Below are 14,676 nucleotides of genomic sequence, written 5' to 3' on the forward strand. Positions count from 1 at the left end.
CTCCTTGCCGCTGTGGCTACCGCACCAGCCGCTCCAGCAATCCGGCTGCGCGGGTGTAGGTCTCGGGCAGCAGTCGCTTGGACTGCCAGATCGCCTTGGCCTCGAGCTGCGGGACCACGTACAGCTGACCGTGATCCACCGCGTCGAGGGTGGTGCGGGCGATGGACGCGGGCGGCCGGCCGGTCCAGCGGATGAGGCGGTCGCCCCAGAGCTGGATGGTCTCGTCGCCGATCTCCACGCCTTCCAGAATGTTGGTCCGCACCCCGGTGGGGCACAGCACGGTGACGGTGACGCCGGTGCCGGACAGTTCCGCGGCCAGCGTTTCCGACAGCGCCAGCACCCCGGCCTTGCTCACGTTGTAGGCGCCCATGCGCGGCGCCGACCCGAAGGCGGCCGCGGAGGCCACGTTCACGATCGAGCCGTGCCCGCTCGCGCGCAGCCGGGGCGCGAAGACATGGCAGCCGTGGATGACGCCCCACAGATTGACGTCGAGCACCTGATGCCATTCCGCAGGCGGGGTGTCGCCGATGAGTGTGCCGCCGCGCCCGATACCGGCGTTGTTGACCACCAGATCCGGGCTCTTGCCGAACCATTCCTCGGCGGTGTTCGCCAGCACGGTCACCTGGTCCAGGCTGCTCACGTCGCAGACGGTGTCGAAGGCCTTTCCCCCGGTGTCGCCGATCATTTCGGCGGTGTCGCGGGCGCGCCCGGCGTCGATGTCGGAGCAGACCACCCGCCCGCCGCGCTTGCCGATCTCGATCGCGAAGGCGCGGCCGATGCCGCTGCCCGCACCGGTCACCACCGCGTCCGCCTGCTGAGTGCGGCGGGGTCCGCCGAAGGGGTTGAGTCGCATGGGAACTCCCGGGGCCGTGCCGTCCGGGCAGTCAATTGGTGGCGTGTGCCACCACTGGCCGCACCTGCCACCAATTAGGCTCCCGGTGCGCTATTTTGTCAACTATGGACGTGCCCGCACCGGCAGCCGCCGACGTGTCCCCGGGGCCCGCGCCGACCCGGCGCGGCGGCACCTGGGGCGGCCGCACCCAGGAGGAACGCCGCGCCGAGCGCCGCGAGCGGCTGATCGCGGCGGCGCTGGACATCTGGCTCGAAAACGGCTGGGCCGCAGTGACCATGCGCGGCGTGTGCACCGGCGCGGGCCTCAACGACCGCTACTTCTACGAGCACTTCGCCGACCGCGACCAACTGCTGGGCGCGGTCTGGGACGAGGTCGGATTCCAGGTGCTGGCGGAACTCTCGGCGGTGGTCGCCGAGAACCTCGAGCATCCGGCACTGGGCATTCTGCGCCTGGCCATCGCCCGCGCGGTCGCTCTGCAGTCGGAGGGCCCGGCGCGCATCCTGTTCGGCGACCATGCCGGCAGCCGCATCCTCGAGGAGCGCCGCACCGCCATGCTCACCGAGGCCACCGACCTGCTGATCGCCACCGCCCGCCCCTACCTGCGGCCCGGCGTCGACGAATCCGACCTGCGCATGGGCGTTCTCATGGGCATCGGCGGCTTCATCGAACTCCTGACCGCCTGGCGCACGGGCGCCATCGATGCCGACGCCACCCGCATCGTCGACCACGTCAGCCGCACCGCCGATCTGCTCGGCGCGCAGTACCTCGCTTTGCCGGGCTGAGTGATCCTGGCCTGCCCGGCCGATGGGCTACTTGACCGCCCAGACCATGGACTCCGGCCCGGCGAGGTGTTCGGTCTGGGGGTCGCGGAAACCGGTGTCGGCCAGCCAGGTTCGCAGGTCGGCGGCGGTGTAGTCGAAGCCGCCGGGGGTCTCGATGAGCATGTTGAGGCTCATCAGCAGACCGGAGAGATTGGTGCGGCGGTCGTCGTCGATGAGCGACTCGTAGACGAGGATGGCGCCGCCGTCGGGGAGGGCGCGGTGGGCCTTCTCCAGCAGCATGAGCTTGGTGGGCAGGTCCCAGTCGTGCAGGATGTGACCGAAGACCAGGACATCGGCCTCGGGCAGCTCATCGGTGAAGAAGTCGCCGGCCTGGAAGATGGCCCGATCCGCCACCGGCGCACTGTATTCGGTGAAGATCGGCTCCACCGCCGCCAGGTCGTAGCCGATGCCGTGCAGGTGCGGATTGGTCTCCAGGACGGTGCGCAGCAGCGCGCCCTGGGCGGTGCCGATGTCGGCCATCGACTTCCAGCGATGCCACGGGAACACCTCGGCGAGGGCGTGCGCACTGGGCAGCGACAGCCCGGTCATGGCGCGCTGAAAGTCATAGAGCCGCTGCGGATCCCGGTAGAGCGTGGTGAAGAAGTCGCCGCCGTCGCGGGCCTCGTTCTGCGGCTGCCCGGTGCGCAGGCCCTCGGTGAGCCGGCCCCAGAACGGGTAGAGCCGGGCCGCGGCCATCTCCAGGAAGCCGCCGATGTACTCGCTGCCGGTGCTGTCCAGGTAGGTGGCGGTGTCGGCGGTATTGGCGTACCGATCGTCGGTGCGCCGCAGCATCTCCATGGCCACCAGCGCGTCGAAGAAGTCGCGGGCGGACCGCGGATGCAGGCCCAGTTCGCGCTGTAGCTGCTCGGCGGTCATTTGCCGATGCCCGAGCACGGTGAACACGCCGATTTCGACAGCGCTGAGCAAGGTCCGGGACTCCCAGAAACCCATTCCGATCCGCAGGATCCGTTCCATGGCGCATCACGATAGCCACAGCGACCCTCCGGCAAAGGCAGACGCGGCAAATCCGTCCCGGGGAGTGGGCTCAGAGCACGTCGATCCGGTACACCCGTTCGGCATTGCGGCGGAAGATCTGCTCGATGGCCTTGTCGTCGGCCCCGTGCCCGGCCAGCGCGGTGGCCACCGCCTCCGCGGCATTCGGGATGCTCGTAATCGGCTTGTCCACCGGGAAATTCGAGCCCCAGATGAGCCGATCGGCCCCGAACACGTCGAGCGCGTGCTCCAGCATCGGCGAAATCCGTTCCACCAGTATCGGAACCGGGGTCGGCTGACCCCGCCGCGGCACCGGATGCCCGAGGATCGGCATCATCAGGCCGCTCACCTTGGCCACCACATTGGCGTGCTGGGCGAGAGCGGTGAGGTCGTCGCGCCAGCGCACGAACAGCTCGCGCCGCTGCCCGGGATTGCGCCCGGTGTTCCGCCCGACCGGCCCGAAAATGCCTGCGGGCGTGGCGAGATGGTTGAGCACGATGGTGGTGCCGGGATAGCGCTCGGCCAGCGCGGCCACCTCGGGCAGCTGCCCCGAGTACACCCACGCCTCGAACGCGAGCTCGCGGTCGGCGAGCGCGCCGAAGCCGTCCAGGAAGGCGGGAGAGGTGAGCAGGCCCGGCGTCTTGCGGGTCGCCCGCACGTCCGGGTCCGGGTGGTATTCGACGCGGGCGCGAATGCCCCGGAACAGCGGCGAGGCGGCCCGGTGCGCGTCGAGCAGTTCGGCGAACTCGGCGGCGGTGGGGTCGCCCGCGCCCATGATCGCCCCGAGCGCGGGGGTGTCCACGCCGAAGGGCAGGCTGCTCACCCACCGGGTTTCGTCGGCGGGCCCGAGCGGACCCTTGCCGACCCACTCCACCTCGATGTGCACGATGGCCTCGACCGGCACGTCCCCGGCGTCTTCCTGGTAGTCGCGCGGCAGGTACGGATGGACGACAGGTGTTGGATCCCCGACGAATTCGCGGTCGCGCCGCGGCGCCAGCCGTTTCGCCAGATCGATCGGCACCGGCACATAGCGGAACAGCTTCGCCAGCCCGCTGAACTCGCGTGGCGTGGTGAGCGGATCCCACTGGTGAATGTGGGCGTCCACGACAGTCATTCCCGCGAGGTCCATGAGATGCCTTCCGTCTGGGTCAGCCTGTTCGGATTGTTCCACGCCCATCCGCTCGAGCTCGCGTGTTCGGACATCGAAGCACGCCCCGCCCTCGCCGCCCCGGCGACACCGCCGCGGTCGTCGCCCCGGCCGGTATCCCGGCGGGTCGGTAGACGACTGTGCCGCGCCCGGCGAGCTGGGCGCGGCACAGTCGTTGTGCGGTGGTGCGATTCGCGGCTACGGCAGCACCTGCGGAATGACGTTGGGGTCGAGGATGCCGACCAGGGCGCCGATGCCGCCGCCGATCAGGGCGCCGAGGGCCGAGCCGCCGATCATGCCGGGGACGGAGCCGACGACCGAGCCGAGGGCCGCGCCGCCCGCACTGCCGGTGAGCGCGCCCGCGGCCGCGCCGTTCAGGGCCGGGTCGGGGAACTGGGCATTCGGGTTGGTGTCCACCGGGTCCAACGGGACGGCGGCGGCGACCGGGGTGGCCTGGACCGGCTGTACGGCCGGGGCCGGCGCGCTGTCCGGCGCTTCCGCCGAGGCCACGCCCGCGAACAGGGTGGCGGCGGCCGCGACGGGCAGTGCGACGGCGATCAGTCTGGCGGTGGTTCTCCGGGTGGTACGACGCATCATGGTCTTCCTGTCCTCCGCGACCCCGATTCCCCGATCCGAATCGAATGTCAGCTGTGATCGAACCGAACGATTCAGATATAGCTGAGAAATTGCTTTCGATCGGAAATCGGCACGCACCAGAATCGGACGTTTTTATCAGACATTGCGCCGGTATTGACCGCCCACCGTGAAGAAGGTGTCCGTGACCTGCTGGAGTGTGCACACTCGCGCGGCATCCATCAGCACCTCGAAAACATTCTCGTCGCTCGCCGCGGCCGCCGCGAGCCGGGCCAGCGCCGCCGGCGCCGCATCCCGGTGCCGATCGGTGAATTCGCGGACTCGTTGCAGCTGAGACTGCTTTTCCGCCTCGGTGCCGCGGGCCAATTCCAGCACCCGAGGTGCTTCCTCGTGCCCATTGCGGAAGGTATTGACCCCGATGATGGGCAGGCTGCCGTCGTGCTTGCGTCGCTCGTAGAGCATGGACTCGTCCTGGATCCGCCCGCGCTGATAGCCGGTCTCCATGGCCCCGAGCACCCCGCCGCGCTCGCTGATCCGCTCGAACTCGCGCAGCACCGCCTCCTCCACCAGATCGGTCAGCTCGTCGATGATGAAGCTGCCCTGCAGCGGATTCTCGTTCATCGCGAGCCCCCACTCCCGGTTGATGATGAGCTGGATGGCCAGCGCCCGCCGCACCGATTCCTCGGTCGGCGTCGTGACCGCCTCGTCGTAGGCATTGGTGTGCAGGCTGTTGCAGTTGTCGTACACCGCGATGAGCGCCTGCAGCGTGGTGCGAATGTCGTTGAAGCTCATCTCCTGTGCGTGCAGCGACCGCCCGGAGGTCTGGACGTGGTACTTCAGCTTCTGCGACCGCTCGTTGGCCCCGTACCGGTCGCGCATGGCGATCGCCCAGATGCGCCGCGCCACCCGGCCGATCACCGAGTACTCGGCGTCCATGCCATTGGAGAAGAAGAACGACAGGTTGGGCGCGAAGTCGTCGATGTCCATGCCCCGCGCGAGATACGCCTCCACATAGGTGAAACCGTTGGCCAGCGTGAAGGCCAGCTGGCTGATCGGGTTCGCCCCGGCCTCGGCGATGTGATAGCCGGAGATGGACACCGAGTAGAAGTTGCGAACGCCGTTGCGCACGAACCACTCCTGGATGTCGGCCATCATGCGCAGGCTGAACTCGGTGGAGAAGATGCAGGTGTTCTGGCCCTGGTCCTCCTTGAGGATGTCGGCCTGCACGGTGCCGCGCACCGTCGCCAGGGTGCGGGCGCGCAGGCCGGCCGCCTCGTCGGGGGTGGGCTCGCGGCCCTGCTCGGCCGCGAACTCCGCCACCGCTTGATCGATGGCGGCATTGAGGAAGTAGGCCAGAATCGTCGGCGCGGGACCGTTGATGGTCATGGACACCGAGGTGGCAGGCGCGTCGAGGTCGAAGCCGTCGTAGAGCGCCTTCATATCGTCGAGGGTGGCGATGGACACCCCGGAGGTGCCGACCTTGCCGTAGATGTCCGGCCGCTCGGCCGGGTCGTGCCCGTACAGCGTGACCGAGTCGAAGGCGGTCGACAGCCGTTTGGCCTCGGCGTGTTCGGAGAGCACCTTGAACCGGCGGTTGGTGCGGAAGGCATCGCCCTCGCCCGCGAACATGCGCGCCGGATCCTCGTTGTCGCGCTTGAACGGGAACACTCCGGCGGTGAACGGGAAGCGTCCCGGCAGGTTCTCCGAGCGCAGGAACCGCAGCAGCTCACCGTGATCGGTGAAGCGGGGGAGCGCCACCCGGGGAATCGAACTGCCGGACAATGTCTCCCGGCGCAGCGCCGTCCGCAGCTCCCGATCGCGCACCCGCACCACCTGTTCGTCGCCCCGATACGATTCCGCGACCGCGGGCCATTCCGCCAGCAGCTCAGCGGTTTCCGGCTTCTGGTCGGCGCGAACCTGCGCGAGCAGCCCGCGCAGCACCTCTCCGGCAGCATCGGACGTGACGGCATCGCCGGTGGTCGCTGTCGCCGGGGAAGCCGGGAGTGCGCCGTCGCCCGGCAGCTCGGCGAGTACCTGCTCCAGGCGCTGGACACGCCGCGCGGCCTCCATCTCGCGCGCGGTGCCGGCGTGGTAATCCCGCACGGCTTCCGCGATTTCGGCCAGATAGCGTACGCGGGCGGGCGGAATGATCTGGGCGAAGCGGGTGGAGGTGCGGGTGGCCACCCGCGGCAGCACGCCTTCCTGCAGCGGCAGCCCCTGCTCGGCGAGCAGTCCGCTCAGGTGCTGGTAGAGCGCTGTCACCCCGTCATCGTTGAAGGTCGCCGCGCTGGTGCCGAAGACCGGCATATCCTCGGGCATGGCGTGGAACTCCTCCCGATTCCGCACCAGCTGCCGCGACACATCGCGCAGCGCGTCCTCGGCCCCGCGCCGCTCGAACTTGTTGATGGCCACCACATCCGCGTAATCGAGCATGTCGATCTTCTCGAGCTGGGAGGCCGCGCCGAACTCCGGCGTCATCACGTACAGCGACACGTCCACGTGCTCGGCGATGGCCGCGTCACCCTGTCCGATGCCGGGCGTCTCCAGGATCACCAGATCGAATCCCGCTGCCTTGCAGGCGATCACCATGGTGTCGATATCGTGCGGCAGTTCCCGCTCACCCCGGGTGGCCAGCGACCGGAAGTAGACCCGTTCGCCGTCGAGGGCGTTCATCCGGATCCGGTCGCCCAGCAGCGCACCCCCGCCGCGCCGCCGGGTCGGGTCCACCGCCAGCACCGCGACCCGCAGCTTGTCCTGCTGATCGGTGCGCAGCCGCCGCACGAGTTCGTCTGTGAGAGAGGACTTTCCGGATCCGCCGGTGCCGGTGATGCCCAGCACGGGCACGTGCCGCACGGCCGCCGCGGCCGTCAGCGCCGCTCGGTCCGCCTCCGGCAGCGTCCCCTGCTGCAGGCAGGTGAGGGTCCGCGCCAGTGCCGCCCGATCCCCGCTCAGCACCGCTTCCACCGACGCGGGTGCGTGTGAAAGATCCACGTCGCAAGCCGAAATCAGGTGATTGATCATCCCCGGCAGCCCGAGCCGCTGCCCGTCCTCCGGCGAGAAGATGGTCACGCCCGACTCGGCCAGCCGCGCGATCTCCTCGGGAATGATCACCCCGCCGCCCCCGCCGAAGATCTTCACGTGCTCGGCCCCGGCCTCTTTCAAGGCCTGCGCCAGGTACTCGAAGTACTCGATGTGCCCGCCCTGATACGAGCTGACCGCGACGCCCTGCACGTCCTCGGTGACGGCCGCGTCCACGACGTCGCGCACGGCCCGGTTGTGCCCCAGATGAATCACCTCGGCTCCCTGGGCCTGCAGGATTCTTCGCATGATGTTGATGGCCGCGTCATGGCCGTCGAACAGCGCCGCTGCGGTCACGAACCGCACTGGATGAACCGGGACATGCAGATCGGGCATGCGGTTGCTCCAACTCTCGGAGGCTCTCTGGGCGCTGTGAATTATCCCACAGCCAATACTTGGATGTCCAACTATAGGATCGCCACAGACCGCGCAATCGGCGCGCAAGCTTCGAGACAGGACTGGCATGGCTCGCGAACTCACCCACTTCATCGGCGGGAAGCACGTCCCGGGAACTTCGGGCAACTTCGGCGATGTGTTCAACCCCAGCACCGGCCAGGTTCAGGCGCGGGTGCCGCTGGCGAGCAAGAGTGAGGTCGAGGCGGTCATCGCGAATGCCGCCGCCGCACAGCCGGCCTGGGCCGCCATGAACCCGCAGAAGCGCGCCCGGATCCTGATGAAGTTCCTGACCCTGGTGCAGGACGAGATGGATTCGCTGGCCGCACTGCTCTCCAGCGAGCACGGCAAGACCATCGCCGACGCCAAGGGCGATATCCAGCGTGGCCTCGAGGTCATCGAATTCGCCGTCGGCATCCCGCACCTGCTCAAGGGCGAGTACACCGAGAGCGCCGGCACCGGCATCGACGTGTACTCCATGCGGCAGCCGCTGGGCGTGGTCGCGGGCATCACCCCGTTCAACTTCCCGGCCATGATCCCGCTGTGGAAGGCCGGACCGGCGCTGGCCTGCGGTAATGCCTTCGTGCTCAAGCCCTCCGAGCGCGACCCCTCGGTGCCGCTGCGCCTGGCCGAGCTGTTCCTCGAGGCCGGACTGCCCGCCGGCATCTTCAATGTGGTCAACGGCGACAAGGAAGCCGTCGACACGCTGCTGCACGACGAGCGGATCAAGGCCGTCGGCTTCGTCGGCTCCACCCCGATCGCGCAGTACATCTACGAGACCGCCTCCGCCAACGGCAAGCGCGCCCAGTGCTTCGGCGGCGCCAAGAACCACGCCATCGTGATGCCGGACGCCGACCTCGACGATGTGGCCGACCAGCTCATCGGCGCGGGCTACGGCTCCGCAGGCGAGCGCTGCATGGCCATCTCGGTCGCCGTGCCGGTGGGCGAGGAGACCGCGGATCGCCTGCGCGCCAAGCTCATCGAGCGCATCAACAAGCTCAATGTCGGCGTCTCCGACGACCCGGGCGCGGACTTCGGCCCGCTGGTCGGCCGCGACGGCGTGGACCGGGTGAACAACTATGTCCAGATCGGCGTCGACGAGGGCGCGGAACTGGTGATCGACGGGCGTGGCCTGGTCGTCGAGGGCGGCGAGGACGGATTCTTCGCGGGCGCTTCGCTGTTCGACCAGGTCACCCCGGAGATGCGCATCTACCGGGAAGAGATCTTCGGCCCGGTGCTGATGCTGGTGCGCGCCAAGGACTACGAAGAGGCGCTGCGCCTGCCCAACGAGCACGAATACGGCAATGGCGTCGCCATTTTCACCCGCGACGGCGACACCGCCCGCGACTTCGCCGCCCGCGTCCAGGTCGGCATGGTCGGCATCAATGTCCCGATCCCGGTGCCGATCGCGTACCACACCTTCGGCGGCTGGAAGCGCTCCGGCTTCGGCGACCTCAACCAGCACGGCCCGGACTCGATCCGCTTCTACACCAAGACCAAGACGGTGACGCAGCGCTGGCCCGCGGGACTCAAGGAGTCCAACGCCTTCGTCATCCCGACCATGGACTGACCTGATGTTCGTACTTGACGAGGACGAGAAGGCGATCGTCGAGACCGCCCGCTCCTTCGCCGACGAGCTGCTCGCGCCCAGTGCCCTGGAATGGGATGAGCGCAAGCACTTCCCGGTGGACGTGCTGCGCAAGGCGGGCTCGCTCGGCCTGGGCGGTATCTATGTGCGCGAGGACGTGGGCGGCTCGGAGCTGCGGCGGCTGGACGCCGTGCGCATCTTCGAGCAGCTGGCCACCGGCTGCCCGGCCGTGGCCGCCTACATCTCCATCCACAATATGGCCACGTGGATGATCGACACCTACGGCGATGCGGCGCAACGCAATCGGTGGCTGCCGGGGCTGAGCTCCATGGACCTGCTGGCCTCCTACGCGCTGACCGAGCCGGGCGTCGGCTCCGACGCGGCGGCGCTGAGCACCAAGGCCGTCCGTGACGGCGACGACTACCTGCTCACCGGCGTCAAGCAGTTCATCTCCGGCGCGGGTAGCACCGACGTGTACGTGATCATGGCGCGCACCGGAAACGAAGGGGCGCGCGGGATCTCGGCCTTCATCGTCCCGGCCGATACGCCCGGGCTGTCCTTCGGGGCCAACGAGAAGAAGATGGGCTGGAACGCGCAGCCCACCCGGCAGGTCATTCTCGACAATGCCCGGATCCCGGCGGCCAACCTGCTGGGCGAGGAGGGCAACGGCTTCCGCATCGCCATGAACGGGCTCAATGGCGGACGGTTGAACATCGCCGCCTGCTCGATGGGCGGGGCGCAGGCCGCGCTCGATCGGACCGTCGCCTATATGGCCCAGCGCAAGGCGTTCGGCTCGCGACTGCTGGACAACACCGCCCTGCAGTTCGAGCTGGCCGATATGCGCACCTCGCTGGAGGCCGCTCGCACCCTGCTGTGGCGGGCCGCGGCCGCGCTGGACGCCGACGCCCCCGACAAGGTGGAGCTGTGCGCCATGGCCAAGCGGTTCGCCACCGACGCCGGGTTCGAGGTGGCCAACAAGGCCCTGCAACTCCACGGTGGCTACGGTTACCTGGCCGAATACGGCATCGAGAAGATCGTCCGCGACCTGCGGGTGCATCAGATTCTCGAGGGCACGAACGAAATCATGCGGGTGGTCGTCGCCCGCTCGGTGGTAGGAGCAGCATGAGCGCTGAGGCATCGAAGAGCACGGTGCACGAACCCGAGGTGTTGATCGAGCGGCGCGACGGCCTCGGCCTGATCACGCTCAACCGGCCGCGGGCCATCAATGCGCTCAATCACCCGATGGCGCTGACCATCCTGGACGCGCTGCGGGCCTGGGCGGACGACGACGAGGTGCGCGCGGTGGTGCTCACCGGCGCGGGCGAGCGCGGGCTGTGCGCGGGCGGCGACATCGTCGCCATCCACAACGACGCCGAGCACGCTGTGGCCCAGGGTGATTCGCCCGAGGTGGCCGCGGATTCCCCGAGCGGCACGTTCTGGCGCGACGAGTACATCCTCAATGCCCTCATCGGCCGCTACCCGAAGCCGTATGTCGCGGTCATGGACGGCATCGTGATGGGCGGCGGCGTCGGCCTGTCCGGGCACGCCTCGCATCGCATCGTGACCGAGCGGTCCATGGTCGGCATGCCCGAGACCGGCATCGGCTTCATCCCGGACGTCGGCGGCACCTACCTGCTGGCGCACGCGCCGGGCGAGATCGGCACCCATGTCGCGCTCACCACCGCGCGCATGTCCGCCGGTGATGCCATCGCGGCCGGGTTCGCCGACTATTTCGTTCCGTCGGAACACATTCCGGCGCTGCTGGAGGCGCTGACCACCGCCGAGGTCGACGTGGCCATCGCCAAGTTCGCACAGCCCGCACCGGTCTCGGAGTTCGTGGCACAGCAGGAGTGGATCGACTCCTGCTACAGCGCGGACACCGTCGAGGAGATCGTGCACCGGCTGCAGCTCGACGGCCGGGCCGAGGCCGCCAAGGCCGCCGCCGACGTGCTGTCGAAATCGCCGGTGGCGCTGAAGGTCACGCTGCGCTCGCTGCGCGATGCGCGCCGGGCCGCCGACCTCGAGACGGCGCTGAACCAGGAGTACCGGGTCTCCGTCGCCTCCCTGAACACCCACGACCTGGTGGAGGGCATCCGCGCCCAGGTCATCGACAAGGACCGCAACCCGCAGTGGTCGCCCGCCACCCTGGCGGACGTCACCGAGGCCGACGTGGACGCCTACTTCGGCGCGCTCGGCGATCGCGAATTGGGTTTGGCCGCACCTGTTTCAGGCGAATAGAGCATTGAAGGACGAGCAATGAGCACTAACACCAAGGTCGGGTTCCTGGGGCTGGGCCACATGGGCGGACCCATGGCCGCCAACCTGGTCGAGGCCGGATACGACGTCCTCGCCTTCGACCCGGTGCCCGCCGCACAGGATCAGGCGCGCCAGGACGGGGCGACCGTGGTCGCCACTGCCGCGGAAGCGGTTTCGGCCTCCGACATCGTGATCACCATGCTGCCCAACGGCCGCATCGTGCTCGACCTCTACGGCGAGATCCTCCCGGCCGCCAAGCCGGGCACCCTGTTCGTCGACTGCTCCACCATCGACGTCGCCGATGCCAAGCAGGCCGCGGAACTCGCTGCGGCAGCGGGACATCGGGCCCTGGACGCCCCGGTCTCCGGCGGCGTGGCGGGCGCGGCGGCGGGCACCCTCACCTTCATGGTGGGCGGCGCGGACGCCGACTTCGCCGACGCGCTGCCGCTGCTGGAGGTCATGGGCGGCAAGGTCGTGCACTGCGGCGGCGCCGGCGTGGGTCAGGCCGCCAAGATCTGCAACAACATGCTGCTGGGCATCTCCATGATCGGGCTCTCGGAAGCCATTGTGCTGGGCGAGAAGCTGGGGCTCACCCACGACAAGTTCTTCGACGTGGTGTCCACCGCCTCGGGGCAGTCGTGGGCGCTGACCTCCTACTGCCCGGTGCCCGGACCGGTTCCGGCCAGCCCGGCCAACAATGACTACCAGCCCGGCTTCGCGACCGCGCTCATGTCCAAGGACCTGGGTCTCGCGGCGAACGCGCTGCGGGCCAATGGCGTCGACGGGCAGATCGGGCAGCTGGCGGCGGAGATCTACAGCCGCTTCAACCAGGAGGAAGCGGGCAAGGACTTCTCGGCTATCGTCACCGATATCCGCAAGCGATCGGGAGAGGAACCGGCGTGACAGACTTCGAGACCATTCTGCTGGAGCGCAAGGGGCGTGTCGCCCTCATCACGCTGAACCGGCCGAAGGCCCTCAACGCGCTGAACTCGCAGGTCCTGGCCGACATTTCGGCGGCGCTGGACGAGCTGGAGAACGACAACGAGGTCGGCGCGGTCGTGCTGACCGGGTCCGACCGGGCCTTCGCGGCCGGCGCGGACATCAAGGAGATGCAGTCCAAGTCCTATATGGACATGTTCCTGACCGACCACTTCGCCGGTTGGGACCGACTGGTCGCGTTCCGTAAGCCCATCATCGCCGCGGTCGCCGGCTACGCCCTCGGCGGCGGCTGCGAACTCGCCATGATGTGCGACATCCTGCTCGCCGCCGACACCGCCAAGTTCGGGCAGCCCGAGATCAAGCTCGGCGTCATCCCCGGCATGGGCGGCTCACAGCGCCTCACCCGCGCCGTCGGCAAGGCCAAGGCCATGGACCTGATCCTGACCGGCCGCAATATGGACGCCGAGGAAGCCGAACGCGCGGGCCTGGTCTCGCGCATCGTCCCCGCCGCCGACCTCGTCGCCACCGCCATGGAGGTCGCCGAGACCATCGCGTCCATGTCGCTGCCGTCGGTCATGATCGCCAAGGAAGCGGTCGACCGCGCCTTCGAAACCACCCTCACCGAGGGCCTGCGCTTCGAGCGCCGCGTCTTCCACTCGCTCTTCGCGACCGAGGATCAGAAGGAAGGCATGACCGCCTTCGTCGAGAAGCGCCCGGCGAACTTCACCAACAAGTAAGCGCCGCAACCACTCTCGGAGCTCTCGTGCCCCGCTGCCTGACGCAGCGGGGCACGTTGACGAGAGGGGGCAGGTATTGCTCGGCGGGCCTCGTGCTCGAGGTCATCGGCGCGGGCGCTGGCGTCAGGCGTGTTTGGGTGGGCCTCGTGCTCGAGGTCATCGGCGCGGGCGCCGGCGTCAGCCGTGTTTGGGCGGGCCGACCACTTCGACGGTCGGGGGCTTGCCGTCGGGGTGTTCGCCGCCGTCGCGGTTCATGGCCAGCGCGCCGACGATGGTGCCGCCCAGGGTGGCGGTAACCGCCACTGCCGCAACGAGTTTGCGGCGGGAGACGGGGGAGGTGGCGGGGGCCTCGTGGGAGGTGGCGGCCTGGGCCAGGTGCACGCTGCGGATGCTGCGGGCCGATGGCCGTTCGGCGGCCAGCAGGACCGCGCCGCGGGTGGAGACGAATTCGGGTTCGGGATCGTAGATGAGCGGATAGCCCAGCTGCTGTTTCAGCTCGTCCCGGATGCTCTTGTTGCGGGTGCAGCCGCCCAGCAGCGCCATTCCGGCGGGCTGGATGCCGGTCTCGTCGATCATGTGGCGGACGAAGGACGCCGAGTGATGAATGCCCGCTTCGACCAGTTCGGCGAAATCACTGCGGGTGACCACGGTGCGCTGCCCGGTGATCGGGTCGCAGACGGCCAGGACGCGCTCGGAGGCCAGCGCCTCCTTCTGGCGGCGGGTGGTGGCCAGATCCACGGTGACCCCGGCGCGGGTGAGCAGCCAGCGCAACAGCGCGTCGTGGCCGTCACCACCCAGGACGGTGCTGCGCTTGGTGGCGAGGACGGCATCGTTGCGGCAGTCGATCTGGGTGAGGGTCAGTCCCGAAGCACCCAGGTCGTAGAGCAGGACCGAACCCTCGCTGGGTAGCTTCCGGGTGAATCGGAGATATCGGAGCTGGGCCACCGGCTCATCGATGACCGTGAGGCGGTTGCGGCCCGCGGCGGTGCGAATCGCCTCGGCGTGGGTGGCCGAGCGGCAGGTCACGGCAATGCCGGTAATGAATTCGTCGCGCTCGGCAGCCGACTTGCGCATCTGCTGGATGGCCTCGAAAACGGGGTCCTCCATGCCGCGATCACCGGCCCGGCGCAGGACCTTGCAACGGTCGATGGGAGGCAGGTGAGGCTGGTCGGAATGGGTGAGCATGGCACGTGCGCCAGCAGCGCCCGCCGACACCCCGAGGACCAGCACCATGCGCTCAATGGTGAACCTTTTGCGAGCCGAATCCAAGACTATGA

Annotated in this window: 12 protein-coding genes; 6 read left to right on the forward strand and 6 right to left on the reverse strand. The window is 68.8% G+C overall.

What is annotated here, in order from left to right:
• Window positions 1-16 precede the first annotated feature (16 nt).
• Entirely contained in the window at window positions 17-853 is an 837-nt protein-coding gene (locus ACFXIV_RS43800; protein WP_379402871.1) for an SDR family NAD(P)-dependent oxidoreductase, read from the reverse strand.
• Between the two features lie 104 nt (window positions 854-957).
• Here ACFXIV_RS43800 and ACFXIV_RS43805 point away from each other — a divergent pair, with 104 nt between their 5' ends.
• On the forward strand, window positions 958-1,635 hold the full coding sequence (locus ACFXIV_RS43805; protein ID WP_379402870.1) for a TetR/AcrR family transcriptional regulator: 678 nt from the start codon (window positions 958-960) through the stop codon (window positions 1,633-1,635).
• 27 nt (window positions 1,636-1,662) lie between these two features.
• On the opposite strand, the gene ACFXIV_RS43810 is transcribed toward ACFXIV_RS43805, so the two are convergent.
• The 4 genes from ACFXIV_RS43810 to icmF all read right to left on the reverse strand — a co-directional run bounded on the left by ACFXIV_RS43810 (window position 1,663) and on the right by icmF (window position 7,822).
• Complete coding sequence (locus ACFXIV_RS43810; protein WP_379402869.1) at window positions 1,663-2,649, reverse strand: methyltransferase; 987 nt, start codon at window positions 2,647-2,649, stop codon at window positions 1,663-1,665.
• Window positions 2,650-2,719: 70 nt separating this feature from the next.
• Window positions 2,720-3,796, reverse strand: coding sequence for an amidohydrolase family protein (locus ACFXIV_RS43815; protein WP_379402868.1), 1,077 nt, complete (start codon window positions 3,794-3,796; stop codon window positions 2,720-2,722).
• A gap of 216 nt (window positions 3,797-4,012) precedes the next feature.
• Entirely contained in the window at window positions 4,013-4,408 is a 396-nt protein-coding gene (locus ACFXIV_RS43820) for a hypothetical protein (RefSeq protein WP_379402867.1), read from the reverse strand.
• 138 nt (window positions 4,409-4,546) lie between these two features.
• On the reverse strand, window positions 4,547-7,822 hold the full coding sequence (gene icmF / locus ACFXIV_RS43825) for a fused isobutyryl-CoA mutase/GTPase IcmF (RefSeq protein ID WP_379402866.1): 3,276 nt from the start codon (window positions 7,820-7,822) through the stop codon (window positions 4,547-4,549).
• 127 nt (window positions 7,823-7,949) lie between these two features.
• On the opposite strand from icmF, the gene ACFXIV_RS43830 reads away from it, so the two are divergent.
• The 5 genes from ACFXIV_RS43830 to ACFXIV_RS43850 are packed head-to-tail and all read left to right on the forward strand — an operon-like array spanning window position 7,950 to window position 13,399.
• Window positions 7,950-9,449, forward strand: a complete 1,500-nt coding sequence (locus ACFXIV_RS43830; RefSeq protein ID WP_379402865.1) for a CoA-acylating methylmalonate-semialdehyde dehydrogenase — start codon at window positions 7,950-7,952, stop codon at window positions 9,447-9,449.
• A 4-nt stretch (window positions 9,450-9,453) separates the two neighbouring features.
• Entirely contained in the window at window positions 9,454-10,593 is a 1,140-nt protein-coding gene (locus ACFXIV_RS43835) for an acyl-CoA dehydrogenase family protein (RefSeq protein ID WP_379402864.1), read from the forward strand.
• Entirely contained in the window at window positions 10,590-11,705 is a 1,116-nt protein-coding gene (locus tag ACFXIV_RS43840; protein ID WP_379402863.1) for an enoyl-CoA hydratase/isomerase family protein, read from the forward strand. The genes ACFXIV_RS43835 and ACFXIV_RS43840 overlap by 4 nt, the downstream gene beginning before the upstream one ends.
• Window positions 11,706-11,723: 18 nt before the next feature.
• Window positions 11,724-12,626 (forward strand): 3-hydroxyisobutyrate dehydrogenase, encoded by a 903-nt coding sequence (gene mmsB, locus ACFXIV_RS43845; RefSeq protein WP_379402862.1) that lies wholly within the window; start codon window positions 11,724-11,726, stop codon window positions 12,624-12,626.
• On the forward strand, window positions 12,623-13,399 hold the full coding sequence (locus ACFXIV_RS43850) for an enoyl-CoA hydratase (RefSeq protein ID WP_364623263.1): 777 nt from the start codon (window positions 12,623-12,625) through the stop codon (window positions 13,397-13,399). Before mmsB ends, ACFXIV_RS43850 begins: the two co-directional genes overlap by 4 nt.
• Before the next feature lie 177 nt (window positions 13,400-13,576).
• Here ACFXIV_RS43850 and ACFXIV_RS43855 read toward each other — a convergent pair whose 3' ends face one another.
• Window positions 13,577-14,632 (reverse strand): hypothetical protein, encoded by a 1,056-nt coding sequence (locus ACFXIV_RS43855; RefSeq protein ID WP_379402861.1) that lies wholly within the window; start codon window positions 14,630-14,632, stop codon window positions 13,577-13,579.
• Between the last annotated feature and the right edge of the window lie 44 nt (window positions 14,633-14,676).

Origin of the sequence: Nocardia sp. NPDC059236 (genome assembly GCF_042754085.1) — a bacterium.
Classification (GTDB): domain Bacteria; phylum Actinomycetota; class Actinomycetes; order Mycobacteriales; family Mycobacteriaceae; genus Nocardia.

Bases quoted from the DNA above. Each gene is read 5' to 3' on its own strand.
- ACFXIV_RS43800 (WP_379402871.1), bottom strand. From the start codon at position 853: ATGCGACTCAACCCCTTCGGCGGACCCCGCCGCACTCAGCAGGCGGAC.
- icmF (WP_379402866.1), bottom strand. From the start codon at position 7,822: ATGCCCGATCTGCATGTCCCGGTTCATCCAGTGCGGTTCGTGACCGCA.
- ACFXIV_RS43855 (WP_379402861.1), bottom strand. From the start codon at position 14,632: ATGGTGCTGGTCCTCGGGGTGTCGGCGGGCGCTGCTGGCGCACGTGCC.
- ACFXIV_RS43830 (WP_379402865.1), top strand. From the start codon at position 7,950: ATGGCTCGCGAACTCACCCACTTCATCGGCGGGAAGCACGTCCCGGGA.
- ACFXIV_RS43820 (WP_379402867.1), bottom strand. From the start codon at position 4,408: ATGCGTCGTACCACCCGGAGAACCACCGCCAGACTGATCGCCGTCGCA.
- ACFXIV_RS43815 (WP_379402868.1), bottom strand. From the start codon at position 3,796: ATGGACCTCGCGGGAATGACTGTCGTGGACGCCCACATTCACCAGTGG.
- mmsB (WP_379402862.1), top strand. From the start codon at position 11,724: ATGAGCACTAACACCAAGGTCGGGTTCCTGGGGCTGGGCCACATGGGC.
- ACFXIV_RS43835 (WP_379402864.1), top strand. From the start codon at position 9,454: ATGTTCGTACTTGACGAGGACGAGAAGGCGATCGTCGAGACCGCCCGC.
- ACFXIV_RS43810 (WP_379402869.1), bottom strand. From the start codon at position 2,649: ATGGAACGGATCCTGCGGATCGGAATGGGTTTCTGGGAGTCCCGGACC.
- ACFXIV_RS43840 (WP_379402863.1), top strand. From the start codon at position 10,590: ATGAGCGCTGAGGCATCGAAGAGCACGGTGCACGAACCCGAGGTGTTG.
- ACFXIV_RS43805 (WP_379402870.1), top strand. From the start codon at position 958: ATGGACGTGCCCGCACCGGCAGCCGCCGACGTGTCCCCGGGGCCCGCG.